Source organism: Pseudoalteromonas sp. CH_XMU1449-3 (genome assembly GCF_037027245.1).
Lineage (GTDB): Bacteria > Pseudomonadota > Gammaproteobacteria > Enterobacterales > Alteromonadaceae > Pseudoalteromonas > Pseudoalteromonas shioyasakiensis.
Genome location: NZ_JAYMDY010000002.1, coordinates 211,491 through 228,640 on the forward strand (window position 1 = coordinate 211,491; position 17,150 = coordinate 228,640).

Sequence of the window (17,150 nt, forward strand, 5' to 3'; positions counted from 1 at the left end):
AGCTAATCTCTCTTAAAGTCTACAATACGCACTTCACCATTAGGGCGCTGACTAGTAAACGGGTAACGGCACTTAAACTGTTCTGGCACACCATGCTGCCACCAATTTACAACATCAGCTGTACCGCCAATTCCTCTGCTAGGTTGAGAATCCCACACTGCGATTAGCTCGTCGGCCATAGCAACTAAGTGCGCTGCTAAAGAGGCATATTGCAAAGCACGAGACTCATTAGCTGTATCTTCCATCTCGGCTAAACTTCGATAAACAGGGGGAATTTCTGCAAACCACTGTGCTTTGGCGAGCAACTGTTCAAACTCACTATCTTGTTTACTAAAATCCAATTTATACAGTTCGTAAGCCATGGGCAGTAGAGCAATAAAACTAGCGTCTAAATGGGTTAGCGCTCGCTCTATCACTAATCTATCAGCTCCTTCAGCAAGACCAGAAACAAACTGAAAATGACAATTTGGATGAGCCTGCTTAATCGCATCTAACTGCTGATCAATGTCTCGAACCAACGTGTCATGTTGCTGGCTTTCAAGGTTTGTGAAGCGATGGCCTGTGACTGCCACGGTGACCACTTTTTCAATGCCAAAAGGTTGCGTTGTATCTTTTGCCAGTAACAGTAAATCGTTAACAGCTGAGGCAAAAAAATCACTATTACCTTGCTGCTGTTGTTGTGTTAAATCATGCCAAGGTTTTATCAGTGTATGTCGTTTTGCAATATTTGAGCGAGTACTAGAAAACTGCCAGCCATCAATTTTACGCTCAGCGCACCAGCGAGCATGCTCCATCGACGACATCACATTGAGCTCGTTATCTGATAATTCAATGCTGTTTGAGTGGCTGCTAAAACGTGCATTTACCATCGTCAGTTTTTCACGCCAACTCAGCGCAAAAGCTCTATTGGCTTCCTTTAAACTATAAGGTAGATCTTGCCATGAAGTAACATTAGCTTGATTTGCTTGATAGCTTTGTTCGTGAGCTCGCTTAGCTAACACTGAGCCACGAGGCTGAGTCACTGCGCTAATATTGATATCTTTACTGTTATCATTAAAAGCCACCAAGTTATCAGGTACTTGCCTTGTTTTAGCTTGTTGTTGTTCACTAAATTCGGTGTAGCTAGTCGCGTAGTAAATGGGTGCCATAAATAAGCATTCAACTAGCATCTTATTGCGAAGTGTCAAAGCGATTGAGAAACAGTTTAATTGCTGTGTATCGAAAATATAAATTTGCGTTGCATTAGAAATGATATCGAGCAGCAGTTTATTATCTGCGAGTAATTCATGAATTTGCTTATTAATAACATTAAGCTCAGCGGCAGCGTCAATAGCTGTAAGCTCTGCACTCAACTCTGCATTAGATTCGGTAGTGATTAAAGTAATTTTTACCGGCTTTAAACTACTGTAGATAGCACTTTTCGCATAAGTTCTTGCTAAATCTAACGCCGCGTCATTACTACCAAAAATAACCAAATGAACTTGGTCTTTTCCTTGAATATTAAGCAGTGGTAACGGCGAATGCTTGGCGAAAAGCTGCTCTGCTAGTAACTGGCTTTTACGCCAAAAGCGTAATTCAGTGCTGGTATTTTCAATAAATCGAGGGAGTTGTTTAAGTTGATCCGCTAATACCCGACTATGCAGATGTACAAAAACGGGCGCTTTCAAGTTGGGTAAGTTAGTAAGTACTTGCTGTGCAATAGTAATGTTATGGCTATCATCGCCACAACAGAAAAATACCGCCTCAGCATGCTGTAAATGAAGCTTATCAGCAACTGATTGATTAATATCACCAACATGCACAATCGCACCTTTTTGTTTCAGTAAGGCAATATGACTATTTTCAGGGTTACTTTCGATTGCTATAACTGATTTATTCGCAGCCAATGCAGATAGAGCAATGGCAGAACCTTTATTTCCCAAACCAATAACAAGCTGAAAATCAGAGCGAGGCCTCAGTAAATATACAATGAGCTGCTTTGCACCATCAAAAATTAGATAAAAGAAAATTAATGCTGTCGTTAAGGGGGCTGCAAATCGAGCAAATTCAATGAAAGGGTTCATTTGATTGGTTTTATAAAGCTCTTGTGTCCAATCACCACTAAAAGCAAACAGGCCCGCAATTGCATATATATTGTTAGCTAAAGGTTCACTCCAGCGTGTTGTTTGCGATACACCAAACAGCCCCACCAACATAATGAACATAAATAAGCCGAACAGAAATAAAGTCGATTTCTTTTGTGAATCCATGGGCTACCTTGGGTTATTTTTATAGTTTATATTAGGAAATAATAACCCCTCAACGCAGTTACCACCAGCGAGGCTTACTAAAGCCCACCCGATACGTCTATAAAACTGCCCGTTGTGAATGAGGCTTGCTCACTTGCCAAAAAGTAAATTGCTGAAGCGACCTCTTCTGCCTCACCACCACGCCCCAGCGGCAACTTAGATTTTAACCTATCGACTCGGTTTGCCTCACCGCCATCGCGGTGCATATCGGTATAAATAAGGCCTGGCCTTATCCCATTAACTCGAATACCTTTACTCGCCACTTCTTTGGCAAGGCCAATCGTGAAGGTATCAAGTGCTCCTTTGGATGCGGCATAATCTAAATATTCATTTGGCGAGCCTGTGCGTGAAGCACCTGATGAAACATTCACAATACTGCCTTTGTCCATACGCTTTATAGCTTCTCGCGCGCACAGAAAGGCGCCTGTAACATTACAACTTAAAATAGCGTTGATACGCTTAGCATCCATCTCTAATAACGGCATTTGCGGCATCATCATCGCTGCGTTATTAACTAATACATCTAACCGCGAAACCTTAGCATCTAATTTAGCGAACATAGCGAGCACTTGCTGCTCATCGGCAATATCAGCTTGTAACAAATAGGCATTCACGCCAAGCGCATTTATCTCATCAGCGACCTGCTCTGCACTTGCGTGATCAGACTTATAGTTAATACATACATCATAGCCATGTTTAGCAAACAGTTTTGCTGTCGCTGCACCTATACCGCGGCCTCCTCCGGTAATAAGAACCACTGGATTCGTGTTCATTCTGACTCCTTGAAAACTAACCTAAACTGCTCACACACCAACGGCATCTCAGGGTGACATTGATACTCTGTGTCCGCGAGCTCTCGCTGGTAATAATCCCAATGCACACGCTGCCAGTACTCAAGGCTTTTGTCGCCCTCGCCTTCTAATGCGGCGTAATCGGTGCTTATTTGATTATATGGGGTGATAGTTACAGAGACTGTTTCAATAATGCCGAGAGGCTGTCCCTGCCAATTGGTAAAAATGGCTAAATCACCAACTTCAGGAAGGGCTTCATTATTGGCTTTAAACCAATAAAGTGAAGGGGTTGTTGCTTGTTTTACGCCATTTAAAACCAGCAATGCGCAGTCATTGGCATCTTGCTCATTGTCGCAAAAATGCCAATGTGGCAGTTCAATCACTTCGCGCCCTGATTGCTCATTAAAGCGAGCAATCATCTGCGCGATACGCTGCTCGTTACTTAACGGCTGCAACGACAGAAATCTCAACTAATAATGCATCGCGCGCCATTTTTGCCTCAACACAAGCGCGAGCTGGTGCATGACCCTGTGGCACCCATGCATCCCAAACAGCGTTCATCTGTGCAAAGTATTCCATGCTCTTCAGGTAAATTGTGGCACTTAGCATGTGCTCTTTGCTACTACCTGCTTCAATAAGCAGCGCTTCGACCTTATCTAGCATGGTTTGAGTTTGTTCGGTGATATCTTTTTCGGCATCAGCACAAACTTGGCCGCATAGGTATACTGTGCCGTTATGCTTAACGATGCGGCTCATACGCGCACCGGTTTGTAAACGTTCGATTGTCATAGTAAGAACTTAAAAAATTAACAGTGGCGCTAATTTAGCAAATCCACTGTTAGATTTCGACGTTATTTGGCGAGTGAATACTGAGGTACTGACTGCGCTGTTTGTGTTCATCATATTCGATAACAGCAACCGCCCCTGTATTAAAGATTGGCATATGGCCAGGGCTTAACTGGTCAACTAAGTAGCTAACAATTGGCATATGGGCAACGACCAACCAGGTATTGCAGTCTGGGTGCATAGCAATCAAGGTTTCTAGGTAATCAGCAGCAATTTGCGGTACACCATCGGGGGTAATATCACTGCAGGTTTCGTTAAATTGTAACGAAATATGTTGCGTCGCATCCAAAGCAGTTTGTTGTGCGCGAATGTAAGGACTTACCAACAGAGCATCAGGTTTATGGTGTGTTGCTAACCACTGCCCCATTCGACTGGCTTCTTGGTGACCGGTCTCGGTCAGTTGTCTTGCTGCATCATCTGCTTGCATTGGCGTAGCTTCGCCATGGCGCATGATTAAGATTGTTTTCATAAAAAATCAACCGATTAAAGAATATAAAACAGTAGCCAGTTTGCTTGATTGTTCGCTATATTAGAATATCATCACTAGATACATTAAACATCCGCTTATGATATTCAGGTAGATTTTCGTAGCTCTGTCTTTTTTAGCTTTCCTGAAAATATCATCTGTTGTTAGGACATTAACGCACTCTTTCAGGAGCATCTTTTGAATATCAGCCGCAATGATAACAGAACATATCAACCCCTAACACTGGACAATGGTCTAAAAGTACTTTTAGTGCAAGACTTAGAGTCAACAAAATCAGCGGCTTCTATGGCTATTAACGCAGGCCATTTCGATGACCCCCTTGATAGGCAAGGTCTCGCGCACTTTTTAGAGCATATGCTTTTTTTAGGCACTGACCTGTACCCAGAATCGGGCGGATTTTCTAATTTTGTATCGCAATCTGGTGGCAACACCAATGCCTGGACTGGCACTGAGCACACTTGCTACTTCTTTGATATTAATAACCAACAGTTTGCTGAGGCACTGGCACAATTCAGTCGTTTTTTTATTGCCCCACTCTTAAATCCTAAAGAGACAACAAAAGAACGTAACGCCATAGACGCAGAATTTAAGCTAAAAATAAAAGATGACGGCCGCCGTATTTATCAGGCTCATAAAGAAACGGTTAACCCAGCGCACCCTTTTGCAAAGTTTTCGGTCGGGAACCAGCAAACCCTCGCGGATCGTGAGGGCTGTATCAGTGATGAGCTACGTGCTTTTTTCGATAGCCACTATCAGGCTCAGTGGATGACACTGGTGATATGTAGCAATGAAGATATTGCGACCATGACCACCTGGGTAAAACAGTTATTTAGCGAAATTAAAGGTCAGCCAAAAAGTAAAGAGATCATAGAGCAGCCACTTTACCGTAAACAAGACTTAGGTAAGGTGCTGCATATTGAGCCACATAAACATATGCAAAAGCTCATTATTAGCTTTGCGATGCCAAATATTGATGACTTTTACCGTCACAAAACCGTTAGTTTTATCGCTCACTTACTTGGCTACGAAGGCAAAGGTTCGCTGTACTCTATTCTAAAAGAGCAAGGCTGGATCAATGCCCTCTCAGCAGGTGGTGGCATTAATGGCAGTAACTTCAAAGATTTTAACGTAAGCATGGCGTTGACTGATGAAGGTATTGAATACTATGAAGATATCGTCGAAATGGTGTTTGAGTATATCTGCTTGATTAACCAAAACTGCGATAAATTGCCGCGCCTTTATCAAGACAAAAAGAACCTCTTGCAAATTGCCTTTGATAACCAAGAAAAAGCACGTTTAATTGATTGGGTTAGTAACTTAAGCATTAATATGCAGCATTACGATGAAGCCAACTATGTGCAAGGCGATTATTTAATGGAAGGCTTTAACCGCTGCGCTCATGAAATTGCCATGCAATGGCTAACACCTGATAACATGCGCTTGGTACTCATTCATCCAGGTGTTGAGCCTGAGCACACTACAGCTTGGTACAACACCCCATATAAAGTAGAAGACATCTCAGCAAGTTGGTTAGAAGCGCTTAGTGAAATAAACACGCCATTACCACAGATGTGCTTACCAAGTGCTAACCCATACCTCACAAAAGATGTTGAACTATTACCATTAGACGAGCCAAATAAATCACCTGAGCTTTTAGTCACACGAGACGGCTTTGATTTTTGGTTTAAGCAAGACGCGACTTTCAGAGTAGCTAAAGGGCATTTTTACTTAGCAATGGACTCAACCTTTGCAATTAAAGATGTTAAACACATGGCCCTTACCCGCTTATTTGCAGACCTGTTTATGGACAGTGTTGCTGAGCAATTTTATCCAGCAGAATTGGCTGGTCTTAGTTATCACTTAACCTCGCACCAAGGTGGCTTAACCCTACATACTGCGGGTCTTTCCTCGAGTCAGTTAGAGCTGGTTAATGAGTTACTTGAAGCACTCTTTAATGTTGAAATCTGCGCAAAACGCTTTGCTGAATATAAAAAGCAGCTCGTTAGACACTGGCGAAACAGCAATCAAAACAAACCTGTTAGTGAGCTATTTAGTATTTTGGGTGCGCAAATCATGCCTTGGAACCCAGAGCCTAATGCCTTAGCACAAGCTTTAAAAGATACGAGCTTCCATCAATTTAATTGCTTTAGAAATGAGTTTTTTAAAGCCTTGCACGTTGAGTCTTTTTTACATGGTAACTGGCAACGCTCTGATGCGCTTAAGTTCCAAAAGCAAGTGACAGAGCACCTAGCCGGCAGCACCACAATTATTGATTTAACGCGACCGCTAAACGATATAACCGAAGTAGATCAACAGCGCTTCACGTTAAATTGTAGCGATCATGCGATGGTGCTGTACTATCAAGCACAAACGGATGACACTACCGAAAAGGTGCAAATGATGGTACTTAATCATTTAATAAACCAAGATTATTTTAATGAGTTAAGAACCAAGCAACAGCTCGGCTACTTAGTTGGTGCGGGCTATGCTCCTTTTAATACCCGTGCAGGTATTGCTTTTTACGTGCAGTCACCTATGCATAGTGCTGATGAGATACTTCAGCGTCACCAGCAATTTATTAATAATTATGTGGCACAAGTAAACAACATTTCTGAGCAGCAATGGCTCGATACCAAAGCAGGTCTTGTTACACACATTGCTGAGAAAGATAAAAATTTACGCTTACGCTCACAGCGCCTATGGTTAGCTATTGGTAATCGCGATACTGAATTTAATATGCAACAACAGCTTTTAGAGGCACTTGATAAGTTAAGCCTTACTCAAATGCAGCAGTATATTACCGAAACGTTCAGTGAAAACAGGCCAAGAATAGAACTTTTAAGTGAGCCAAAGGCTAAAAAACAGCCAAAAGCAAGCCTTTCTTCGCATTCTCTTTGACTCGAACGCGAGCTTAGATTAGATTAATTGGTGCGAATTACGGTAATGCATTAATGATAAAAATAATAAAAATGATTTCTGCTTTTTTAACAATAAGTATGGCTGGGATTTTTTCAGCATCCGCCAGCCCAATAGAGCTTGAACAGAGCACATTGCTGCTTATTCCAAGTGCTATTATGATGCTGTTATTGCCGTACCTATTATTTATAATTTTCAAATTAAAGCGCTCTCGAAAACAACTGCGTATTTCAGAACATCGCTTAAAAAGTACCGTAGAAGGCAGTGGCGATACCCTCTGGGATTGGAATATTAAATCCGGAGAAGTGCTGCGAATTAATGATAAATACACCTCAGATACTAACAGTAGCAGCGGCTTTCCCCCTAACCGCGAATTGATTCACCCACACGACTTACAACACGTTGAAACAGCCCTAAAAAAACACTTTGCCGAACACACCGCCTTTTTTGAAGCAAGTTACCGGATTAAAGACAGCCTCGGTCGTTGGCATTGGGTACTAGATCGCGGCAAGATCATCGAAAAAGACGCAAACCTCAACCCTTTGCGTATGACTGGCACTGTAAGAGATATTTCTCAGCTTAAATCAACAGAAGCCCGTTTAAACCTATTCGCTAAATGCGTTGAGTCGCTAACTGACGCCATCGCCATTTTCGATAAAAACTTTAAGTTGGTTGACTTAAACCCAAGCTTCTTAACGCTATTTGGTGGTACTCGAGAGCAATATTTAAAGAAAGATTTTACCTTGAATGGCTATGACCAAAGCTATGTGGATGAAATTAAAGCCACCGTAAAAGCCACGGAACATTGGCAGCAAGAGGTTAAACTTCGCAATGCGAAAAGGCAGCTGTTACCGATTGAAATTTCAATTGATGAAATCAAAAATGAGCACAACCAAATATGTAACTATGTCGTTGTGTTTTCAGATCAAACTGAGCGTAAAAAAGCCGAATCGCAATTACATAATTTATCGAACCGCGACCGCACAACAGGCTTACCTAACCGAAACTTATTTTTCACTAACCTGAAAAAGCTCGCTAAGCAAGATAACCATCATGCTTTATTAGTGTTTGACCTAGATAACTTTAAAAAGATTAATGACTCTCTGGGTCACCAACTTGGTGATAGCTTGCTATCTAAGCTTGCGATGCGTTTGAATAAATTAACCCGCGAAAAAGATGTGTTTTATCGCCTAGGCGGTGATGAGTTTGCACTGGTAATGTCGGGCACCAACGATATTCATACTATCACTCGCATGGCTAAACTCTTTTTAGCTGCAATTGCCACGCCTTTTAATATGGCGGGTCATGAACTGGTGATCACCTCAAGTGTCGGTATCGTGCTGTTTCCTGAAGATGGCAATACCCCAGAGCTATTACTTAAAAATGCGGATACAGCTATGTATCACGCAAAGAAAAAAGGCAATAGCTATCTGTTTTTCAACGACACAATGAACCGTGAAGCAGTTAAACGCTTACAAATCGAAAACTTAATGCGTTACGGCCTAAAAGAAGATCACTTTGAAGTGTATTACCAACCGAAGATGAATATTCGTACAGGTAAACTCGATGGTATGGAAGCACTTGTGCGCTTTATTACCCCGAAAAAAGGTGTGATCAGCCCAGGAGTGTTTATTCCTATCGCTGAAGAAACTGGGCAAATTATCGAAATTGGTGAAGTTGTTTTAAACAAAGCATGCCGCGATGTAAAAGCATGGATAGATCAAGGCTTATTCAACGGTCGTGTTGCTGTGAACTTATCAGCTAAGCAGTTTAGCTTACCTGATTTAACCACCCGTATTGATGTGATTTTGCAAAAGAATGAACTGCCCTCTTACTTCCTTGAACTTGAGATCACCGAAGGTACGGTTATGGACGACCCTAACGAAGCAATTGCAGTAATGCGTTCACTCAGTGCTCGTGGTATTCACCTTGCAATGGATGACTTTGGCACGGGCTACTCTTCATTAGCCTATCTTAAGCAGTTCCCGCTTAATACCTTAAAAGTTGATAAAGCCTTTATTGATGATATGCAATCAGAGCGTGGCCGTAATATGGTTGACTCAATTGTGACCATTGCCCATAACCTTGATTTGCATGTGGTTGCAGAAGGAGTTGAACAAGCCGAACAGGTTGTGATGTTAGAGCAGTTAAAATGTCAAACGGTTCAAGGCTACTATTACTCTAAGCCACTGTCGCAGCCTGAATTTACCGCCTTCCTACAAAAACAACTCGATAAATCTGCGCCTAGCCTGTTAAAAACAGCAGAAATTTAAGGTCGCCAGCCACAAGATTGGCGGCCAACATGGCGCACAAAAGCGCGGCGATAATGCACGTTAAATAAACACCAAGCGACAGGCCCAAGCACTCCACCTAACAGCATCCAACGCTTTACCGGCATTCCTTTAGATAGAGACTCTAAATACATCACCAAAATAAATACACAGCTCAAAAATACAAATAACACACAGCACCTCATTAAAATCTGCGGCAGTGTACATAATTTCAGCAAACTTTAAAACTTCACTCATGCTATACCCTCTATAAGGCTTATTTATACTGACCTTTATGGTAGTTAACCTTACTTTCTAGGCTGTTGAAATGATGTACAAAAACCAGCCTCACTGCTATTATCGGTACGTGCAATTTGCACAAAGGAATATACAAAAATAATTATGAGGAATCGTTATGTCTGAAGAATCAGCTAACATCTATGAAGCGCCAGAAGCTGAGCTTACTCAGCAAAATAATGGTGGTAATAAACCTATTTTAAACTTTGACCGCTTTTCTGCTTGGGGCGTGTTCTTTTTATGTCTTTTCACATTTGGTATCTACGCCGTATACTGGCTAGTAAGCCGAACCAATAAAGCCAATGCATTAGCAAAAAACCAGGTAAGCCAAGGCTTAGTTTATGGCTATGTTGCTTTGTACATTGTGAATATTGCGTTGTCTTTTACAGGAATTTCACCTGAAATTGGTGGTATTGTGTCACTGATTTCGTTTGTTGTTGCCATTGTATTAATTTTCTCTCTTCGTACATCGATTAAAGAGTTGATTAATGAAGGCAGTAATGAACCAGTTCATTTAGGTGGTATTTTAACGTTTTTCTTTAACGTTATTTATTTCCAATACAAAATTAACGAAGCTATTGATAATCAAAAATAATCGTTTCGCTTATTAGCTAATAAAAAAGGCATTGAATTCAATGCCTTTTTTATTGCGGGATTGCGGGTTGGTACTAGGTTATTACAATGCCCCGGAGTGCTTCACATTTAAATAGGTGTTAAGCACATGCGGTAGTAGCTGCTCAGGGTTACAATCTATGGCTATTACACCTTGTTTTTTCAACTTCGCCATATTGGCTTTATGTGAATTTAGTAGTGCTAATGCTGCACAATAGCTGGTTGCATCTTCGTACTTTTCAATAGGCTCCTCGAGCACCTCATTTACAGCACGGTTATTAATATTAATAAGTGCCACTAAGTGGTGTTTTTGTAATAGCTTAATTGCAGGCATTAACTCATCAATGCTTTGCTCATCAAGGGTAGTAACTAATAACACTAAAGAACGTTTACTGCGTTTAGCGATTAATTGGTTTACAGCCACTAAATAGTCACTGCTGCTCTTATCTGGGTATAGATCATAAAAGTGATTCATCACCCGTGATACATTCTGCGCGCCTTTTACATCGGGTAACCAGCGCAGGTTTTGATTAAAGCTTTGCATGCTAAACCAATCACCTTGCTTTAAAACTGTGTGCGACAGTAGTAGCAATGCATTTAAAGCATGATCAAAGTGGCTGCCTTCATTAGCTTCAATGGCCATTTTTTTAGAGGCGTCTAGCATCACTATTACGTGTTGATTTTGCTCTTCTTGATACTCACGAGAAATGAGTTTTCGACGCTTACTGGTCGCCTGCCAGTCTATCTGCCTAACACTATCACCTTGGCGGTATTCACGTAATTGCTGAAATTCGATACCATCACCGCGCTTTTTAGTGAGCTTTAAGCCTGAAATAGGCTTATTCACTACGCCATTTAAATGCTGCTTTGAAGTAACCCGGCTAAAATCGGGATACACTTTTAATTGAATTGCTTGCGCAGCTAACCAGTTTGTTTGCCAAAGGCCAAATGGCGACCCTACCCTAAGTTCAATGGCACTGATCTGCGCATCACCTCGTTTGTGAGCGCGTAATGTAAAGCTCTGCTTTACTTGTTGCATTGCATCTATAAACACCGTTTGCTGTGGCTTTTGCAGCTCAATAGCATTACTTAAATGAACACTGACATCTAGCATGGTCGCATGCTTCGCTTTGTTTTTAATCACTACCTGCAATGCTTGGCGGCGATACAAAGCCATGTTAAGACTCGTTTGTGCACTTACTTCAAGTAAAGGCTCTGACTTCGCCGCTATGTAATCTACAAATGCGAGCAATAAAGGCACTAAGAGCAAGGCCGTTAGCACTAAGCTGTCAACTGATGCAATGGCACAGACAAGCAACAATAACAGCAACAAAGCTGTTAATTGTACTAAGCGTTTTGCAGGTCTATGCTTAATGCGATTCATGAGCGTGGCGCTTCAACACTGGCTAAAATGGCATTGATCACTTCATCAAATGACACCCCTTCCAGCTCCAAATCAGCCGATAAAATTAATCGGTGTCTTAAAATATTCACAGACACTGACTTCACATCATCAGGAGTTACAAAGTCACGGCCATTCATTAATGCCATTACTTTTGCCGCTTTAATGATATTAATTGAGGCACGTAACCCTGCGCCGTGCAATACGCCTTGCCAAGTTCGTGAACTACGCACGATATCGACGGCATAATTCAGTATTTGTTCGTCTACTAAGATATCTGCACAAAGCTGTTTAATTTCCGCAATTCGATTAGCATCCAATACCGCAGGGAGCTGCTCTACTTTGGTTTCATTAGAGACAATTTGTGTATTCAGTTTTAAAAGCTCAACTTCCGATTCATGAGAAGGAAAACCAAGCTCCACTTTCATCATAAAACGGTCTAATTCAGCCTCAGGCAGTGGGTACGTCCCTTCTTGATCTAATGGGTTTTGAGTGGCTAATACCATAAACGGTGAATCAATAGATAATGACTCGCCATCAATGGTGATTTGTTGCTCTTGCATCACCTCTAGAAGAGCTGATTGCGTTTTAGCTGGTGCACGGTTGATTTCATCAGCCAGCAAAATATTAGTAAATGCTGGGCCTTTTTTGATATTAAACTCACCTGATTTCATATCATATAAACTATGACCAACAACATCTGAAGGCATTAAATCCGGTGTAAACTGCACTCGCGAAAAGTCTACATTTAAGCTTTTTGCTAAGGCTCTAACCAGTAGCGTTTTACCAAGCCCAGGAACCCCTTCAAGTAACACATGACCACCCGCAAAGAGCACTGTAAGCACATCTTCAACAATGGCATCTTGACCAACTAACACACGCGAAATGTTATGCTTTACTTGTTTTACTGCATCAGCTGCCTCAACTAAGCTCATGCGATTAGTGTCTAATTCCGTGCTCATAAGGCATTCCTTAATTGTTTAAATCGTTTTATATATTCTGTTCGTTGTTCTTTGGACTCAGGCAACTTGCTAGCAAGCAACTCAGCCACATTGTGTTTTTCAAAATGAGTTAAATTAGCGATGATCTGCGCCTGCTTTTCAGCACTAAGCATCTTAAAGTTAGGCACTCGCGACTCTACTTTGGCGTAAAAATCTTTCTTGAGTGCAGTAAATAACACGGCTTCGTGACCATGCTCTGAATAGAAATTTGCTACTGCACGAATATGCTGATTAAAGCTGGTTTTTATATCGAAGTCAGGAGCATAAGAGCGGCCGATACGACTACTGATATGCCACACTGCAAGCACAATTAATAACAGCAACGTCACCACAAATTGCCAGCTCCAGTGCCATAATTTGGCAAACCAATTTGGGTAAGTCAGGTAAGGTACATAGGTTACTTTTTCAGCCCCTTTACTTAACCAAAGTAATAAACTGCCATGATCCAGATGGCGAAGTCGGTAATTTGTAAAAGGTAACAGCGATGGCATCACAATGACCCGACCTTGACCAAATGCAAAGTCACACATCAAGGTATCGCCGTTATCATTATTTGTACTCACACCGGGGCAGTTTTCAATAAAAAAGGCACGGCTTAGCTCAAGGTCAAGCTGAGTGATTTCATCAATTGATAAAGTACTATTTTTATTCCCTTCTTTGAGCATCGCAAAGTCATATTCAAATACATCTTCTTGGCTTTCTACATTGATGCCAAGCTGACTAAAAAATACTGTGCTATCTATCGCCAGCTCATCACGTTGCCTGTTTAATACATAAATTAAACGCCCGCCTTCAGCGACCCAATCAGCAAGCTGTATATCTAATTGGTAAGAGTCAGCAAGCACCGCCTCATCCATAATTAAGATACTTTGCGGGTCTATGTTTAACTCATCACTTTGTGCTTGCTCTGCCAAGCGTTTATTTTTATTCCAATCGATACCATTGACTTTAAGCAGCCGCTTAGCCATCGTAAAGTTATCTTTGGCCACATCACTATGAAAGCCAATTTCTATTTCTTTTTTCTGCCAATCTAAAGAAGCAATACCAGCAATAACAAATAAGCTAAACACCACTAGCACCGCTATGAGCACAACCTTAAGCTTCATGGGCTTGCTCCTTAGTCTTTGTTGTCATTGCCGTAATTTGCTCTGTCAGCTCGATAAAGTCGATATCAGGGGTTTTATGGCCCCAAGCAACCGTGACCCACGCAGAAAATAAGCGGGCAAAAATTGCTTGCCCTTGATTTGGCACCCTAGCATCAATTGCACGTTTACATTCGCGCTCAGTCATCGAGCGGTGCAAGCGCACTTCATGTTGTTGCTGCGCCCAACTCAGCGCATGATGAAGCAAATACGCCAACGCCAAGCGGTGCTCACCTCGCTCAAAACACTGCTTTGCTGCGGCAATTAAATCTGTAGGTAAATCTTTGCTTTTAATTTCTGCAAATAAGGTTGGGATAACAGGCTCTTCATTCACTTTACTGCGCTCAGGCAAGCTTAAGTTGGCAAAAAAGCCACGCTTTTGCATCAGATAATAAACTAGCCAAATAACTAATAAACCGACCAATAGCCAAACTAACACGCCAAACACTTCGCCAATGGCAGTGAACACATCGATAAGCCAAGACCAATCACTATCTGATGAACTCGCTTTTGCTTCGATATTTGGCACCCATGTGGTCTCAGTTTCAATGACATTAGGCTCATTATAAAGAGCTGTAACTTGCTCTTTTACCGCTTGCTTATCGATTTGCTCTGCATAGCTTGTTGATGGTTTCAGCGTAAACGTTGTAAGTATAAGTAGTGCTACAGCACTGACTACGCCTGCAAGACGGGTGCGAATATTTTTAAATGCCAGCTCGATATCCCAGCCTTCTAGTTCGACACGGCGGTGTAAATAAGCAAGGAAACCACCTGTTACAAATAACGGTGCCACTAACGAGATACTGATGATATAAATAAAGTTAAACGCTATCTCAACCCAGATTGGCGCTTCGAGTATTTGGTACATGGCTTCTAGTGCAGAGAATGAATGGGGCACAAGTGCAATTGTCAGTGCCGATATTCCCATCAATAAGATAAACTCAAAATGTACACAGAACAGCATCCACAATGTCTGCTTAGGCTTAGTTGAAGCAAACAACACCTGCTTACGCTTAGTTTTGCGCTCACCTGATAGTCGTTCAAGTTGTTCTACAGGGGCTAAAAATGCTCTGTTTGGGCTGAGCCTAAAAACGGTTAAATGCGCCAACATATCAGTCATTTTTAACTGCTTGAGTGACTTTAAGCTACTCATTATGTTGACTGGCTGATTGAAAACCGCTTTTGACATGTAATCGAGTAAAGGTCGCTCAAATACAGGTTTAAGCCACCAAACAACAAAGCCACCTATGCCCCAGCTTAATAAAAAGCCGACAATCAAAAATACGGGTACTGCCATCATCAAATACAAAGAGACCAATGCCACAGCATGCTGCTTAACTAGCAACACTGTTAAATCGAAGGTTTCGTAAGCACTGCGTTTGCGAGGATTGAAGCTAAGACGATTAAGCTCCATAGCGCATTCCCCTGTATAAGCGAAAAATAACATAAGCCCAGCAACCGCTGCCAACTAAATATTTAACTTCGTTAGCAATATCACGGGGTGACCAAAATGCTTCGATAAAAGCGGCAATGACTAACATCAAAAATGCGCCAACAATCAGTGGAAGCGCTTTTTGTGCAGCCTGTTTCATCTCATATGCGCGGGTATACTGTCCAGGGTTTAACAAGCCGTAACCTATTTGACACCCGGCCGCTGAGGCAATAATGATAGCGGTTAACTCAAACGAACCATGGGTTATTACAAACGAAAAAAACGGCCCTTCAAATCCAACATTCACAATGTGAGCTGCAACAGCACCAAAATAAAAACTATTGAACAATAAGAAAAAAGCAGCGCCAACACAGAACAATACGCCACCTGCAAACATCTGAAATGCGATACCAATGTTATTGTAAATATAGACCCCGAACATCATCAGATCTTGCGATGCGCCGCGCTCAGCAGATTGAACGCTACCACTAGGGTTATACATTTGTTCGATATTAAGTACGGTGCCTTGCCCTAAAAATGTATACGCAGCATCAGGGTCTATTGTCACCCAAATAAAAGCAATTAAGGCCAATCCCCAGAATGCCAATAGGTTAATACCAAGCATTAAACGATTTTCATACAGTGCACGCGGAAATGCCGTGCGGGCCACATGCCATATTTCAGAAAATTGATTGCTTCGAGATAAATAAAGGCGCTTCTGCCCTAACTGCACCAGCCTGTTTATTTGCTCGATCAACACTGGACTATATTGACGACTTTGCGCAATGGCTAAATCATTACAGACTTTGCGATACAAGTTAGGGAAATTAACAGGTAAAGACTCTGCACTATTTTGTTCACAAAGCGCTTCAAACTCATCCCAACTGACACTATTTGATTTTACAAATTGAGCTTGCTTCATTGCTTACCCTCCTGCTGCGGGTAATCGTTATCGTGTTGAACTTGCCCAGCAAAGTGGCGTGCATAGCTAACGAGCTGCGCCTCAATCTCATGCTCTTCAGCAGAAAACGGTGCAGCTAAAATAGCTGCCAACTCACGGCGCCTTGCATCAGATAATTCATCATGACGCTCTGCAAAAGCAAGCACCGCTAATTGCTCTTCGGTGGTTAAGCTAATGGTAGGAATATGCACTTCACCTTGAGATAATTCAGGGCGCGTAGCTAACTCATCGTCGTAAATAACCATGGTGCCTGCAGCCCAATCACCAATGCGTTTAAAACGGTTGTTAAACAACATAACCACAAGGCCTAAGAAATAGCCTATAGGTAGCATATCGGCTGGGCGTAGTAGGTTACGCACTACAATTTGCGAAAAGCTTGCTGGTAAACCATTGTCTTGCACAACACGAATTTTTAGGCGTTTTTTACCCGGCGTTTGGCCACTTTCCATTTCAAACAGGATGTTATAACCCCATGAAATTAAAAAGTAAGCAATTAATATAAGTCCTTGCCCAGCATCGCCAAAAAAGGCAAATACAGTACCTACAGCAAGTAAAACCAAACTACGGATAATAAAATCGATGATGTAGGCATAGCTTCGGGCAACAACGCCAGCGGGAGTAATGGCGATATCAACGCCTTCGGGGAGTTTGATGTATTCTCTGTTTTCCAATCCGTGGTTCAACATTAATCTACTACTGGTATTT

Annotated in this window: 15 protein-coding genes; 3 read left to right on the plus strand and 12 right to left on the minus strand. The window is 41.8% G+C overall.

The features are described from left to right. Positions 1–2 precede the first annotated feature (2 nt). The 5 genes from WA256_RS03470 to sixA form a co-directional block, all read right to left on the minus strand. Positions 3–2,249, minus strand: coding sequence for an NAD-binding protein (locus tag WA256_RS03470; protein WP_335989033.1), 2,247 nt, complete (start codon positions 2,247–2,249; stop codon positions 3–5). Between the two features lie 77 nt (positions 2,250–2,326). Next, a complete protein-coding gene (locus tag WA256_RS03475; RefSeq protein ID WP_063530245.1) occupies positions 2,327–3,061 on the minus strand; it encodes an SDR family oxidoreductase in 735 nt (244 codons plus the stop codon). After that, a complete protein-coding gene (locus WA256_RS03480; RefSeq protein ID WP_269408063.1) occupies positions 3,058–3,534 on the minus strand; it encodes an ASCH domain-containing protein in 477 nt (158 codons plus the stop codon). Before WA256_RS03480 ends, WA256_RS03475 begins: the two co-directional genes overlap by 4 nt. Next, positions 3,518–3,868: a RidA family protein gene (locus tag WA256_RS03485; protein ID WP_054562122.1), complete on the minus strand. Its 351-nt coding sequence runs from the start codon at positions 3,866–3,868 to the stop codon at positions 3,518–3,520. Before WA256_RS03485 ends, WA256_RS03480 begins: the two co-directional genes overlap by 17 nt. 49 nt (positions 3,869–3,917) lie before the next feature. Continuing rightward, positions 3,918–4,394, minus strand: a complete 477-nt coding sequence (gene sixA / locus WA256_RS03490; RefSeq protein ID WP_054562123.1) for a phosphohistidine phosphatase SixA — start codon at positions 4,392–4,394, stop codon at positions 3,918–3,920. Between the two features lie 195 nt (positions 4,395–4,589). On the opposite strand from sixA, the gene WA256_RS03495 reads away from it, so the two are divergent. Together WA256_RS03495 and WA256_RS03500 are read left to right on the plus strand one after the other, a co-directional pair. Beyond that, the gene (locus tag WA256_RS03495; RefSeq protein WP_062566837.1) at positions 4,590–7,310 is read left to right on the plus strand and encodes an insulinase family protein; all 2,721 of its coding nucleotides are present in this window, start codon (positions 4,590–4,592) and stop codon (positions 7,308–7,310) included. Between the two features lie 176 nt (positions 7,311–7,486). Then, complete coding sequence (locus WA256_RS03500; RefSeq protein WP_425272501.1) at positions 7,487–9,601, plus strand: sensor domain-containing protein; 2,115 nt, start codon at positions 7,487–7,489, stop codon at positions 9,599–9,601. Here WA256_RS03500 and WA256_RS03505 read toward each other — a convergent pair. Beyond that, complete coding sequence (locus WA256_RS03505; protein ID WP_058586342.1) at positions 9,598–9,792, minus strand: hypothetical protein; 195 nt, start codon at positions 9,790–9,792, stop codon at positions 9,598–9,600. The two genes, WA256_RS03500 and WA256_RS03505, sit on opposite strands and share 4 nt — an antisense overlap. 221 nt (positions 9,793–10,013) lie before the next feature. On the opposite strand from WA256_RS03505, the gene WA256_RS03510 reads away from it, so the two are divergent. Further along, a complete protein-coding gene (locus WA256_RS03510) occupies positions 10,014–10,490 on the plus strand; it encodes a DUF4234 domain-containing protein (RefSeq protein WP_062566835.1) in 477 nt (158 codons plus the stop codon). An 81-nt stretch (positions 10,491–10,571) separates the two neighbouring features. Here the strand turns inward: WA256_RS03510 and WA256_RS03515 are convergent, their stop codons facing one another. Genes WA256_RS03515 through WA256_RS03540 form a run of 6 tightly spaced genes read right to left on the minus strand, consistent with a single transcriptional unit; the run spans position 10,572 to position 17,131 of the window. Continuing rightward, the gene (locus WA256_RS03515; RefSeq protein ID WP_335989038.1) at positions 10,572–11,891 is read right to left on the minus strand and encodes a DUF58 domain-containing protein; all 1,320 of its coding nucleotides are present in this window, start codon (positions 11,889–11,891) and stop codon (positions 10,572–10,574) included. Next, complete coding sequence (locus tag WA256_RS03520) at positions 11,888–12,871, minus strand: AAA family ATPase (protein WP_062566833.1); 984 nt, start codon at positions 12,869–12,871, stop codon at positions 11,888–11,890. Before WA256_RS03520 ends, WA256_RS03515 begins: the two co-directional genes overlap by 4 nt. Next, positions 12,868–14,016 (minus strand): DUF4350 domain-containing protein, encoded by a 1,149-nt coding sequence (locus WA256_RS03525; RefSeq protein ID WP_335989041.1) that lies wholly within the window; start codon positions 14,014–14,016, stop codon positions 12,868–12,870. The genes WA256_RS03520 and WA256_RS03525 overlap by 4 nt, the downstream gene beginning before the upstream one ends. Further along, on the minus strand, positions 14,006–15,466 hold the full coding sequence (locus WA256_RS03530; RefSeq protein WP_335989043.1) for a hypothetical protein: 1,461 nt from the start codon (positions 15,464–15,466) through the stop codon (positions 14,006–14,008). The genes WA256_RS03525 and WA256_RS03530 overlap by 11 nt, the downstream gene beginning before the upstream one ends. Further along, positions 15,456–16,406: a stage II sporulation protein M gene (locus WA256_RS03535; protein WP_335989045.1), complete on the minus strand. Its 951-nt coding sequence runs from the start codon at positions 16,404–16,406 to the stop codon at positions 15,456–15,458. Before WA256_RS03535 ends, WA256_RS03530 begins: the two co-directional genes overlap by 11 nt. After that, the gene (locus WA256_RS03540) at positions 16,403–17,131 is read right to left on the minus strand and encodes an RDD family protein (protein ID WP_062566830.1); all 729 of its coding nucleotides are present in this window, start codon (positions 17,129–17,131) and stop codon (positions 16,403–16,405) included. Before WA256_RS03540 ends, WA256_RS03535 begins: the two co-directional genes overlap by 4 nt. Positions 17,132–17,150 lie beyond the last annotated feature (19 nt).

Coding starts and splice junctions, on each gene's coding strand:
- WA256_RS03535 (WP_335989045.1), bottom strand. CDS start 16,406: ATGAAGCAAGCTCAATTTGTAAAATCAAATAGTGTCAGTTGGGATGAG.
- WA256_RS03500 (WP_425272501.1), top strand. CDS start 7,487: ATGATGCTGTTATTGCCGTACCTATTATTTATAATTTTCAAATTAAAG.
- WA256_RS03525 (WP_335989041.1), bottom strand. CDS start 14,016: ATGAAGCTTAAGGTTGTGCTCATAGCGGTGCTAGTGGTGTTTAGCTTA.
- WA256_RS03470 (WP_335989033.1), bottom strand. CDS start 2,249: ATGGATTCACAAAAGAAATCGACTTTATTTCTGTTCGGCTTATTTATG.
- WA256_RS03475 (WP_063530245.1), bottom strand. CDS start 3,061: ATGAACACGAATCCAGTGGTTCTTATTACCGGAGGAGGCCGCGGTATA.
- WA256_RS03540 (WP_062566830.1), bottom strand. CDS start 17,131: ATGTTGAACCACGGATTGGAAAACAGAGAATACATCAAACTCCCCGAA.
- sixA (WP_054562123.1), bottom strand. CDS start 4,394: ATGAAAACAATCTTAATCATGCGCCATGGCGAAGCTACGCCAATGCAA.
- WA256_RS03520 (WP_062566833.1), bottom strand. CDS start 12,871: ATGAGCACGGAATTAGACACTAATCGCATGAGCTTAGTTGAGGCAGCT.
- WA256_RS03510 (WP_062566835.1), top strand. CDS start 10,014: ATGTCTGAAGAATCAGCTAACATCTATGAAGCGCCAGAAGCTGAGCTT.
- WA256_RS03515 (WP_335989038.1), bottom strand. CDS start 11,891: ATGAATCGCATTAAGCATAGACCTGCAAAACGCTTAGTACAATTAACA.
- WA256_RS03530 (WP_335989043.1), bottom strand. CDS start 15,466: ATGGAGCTTAATCGTCTTAGCTTCAATCCTCGCAAACGCAGTGCTTAC.
- WA256_RS03485 (WP_054562122.1), bottom strand. CDS start 3,868: ATGACAATCGAACGTTTACAAACCGGTGCGCGTATGAGCCGCATCGTT.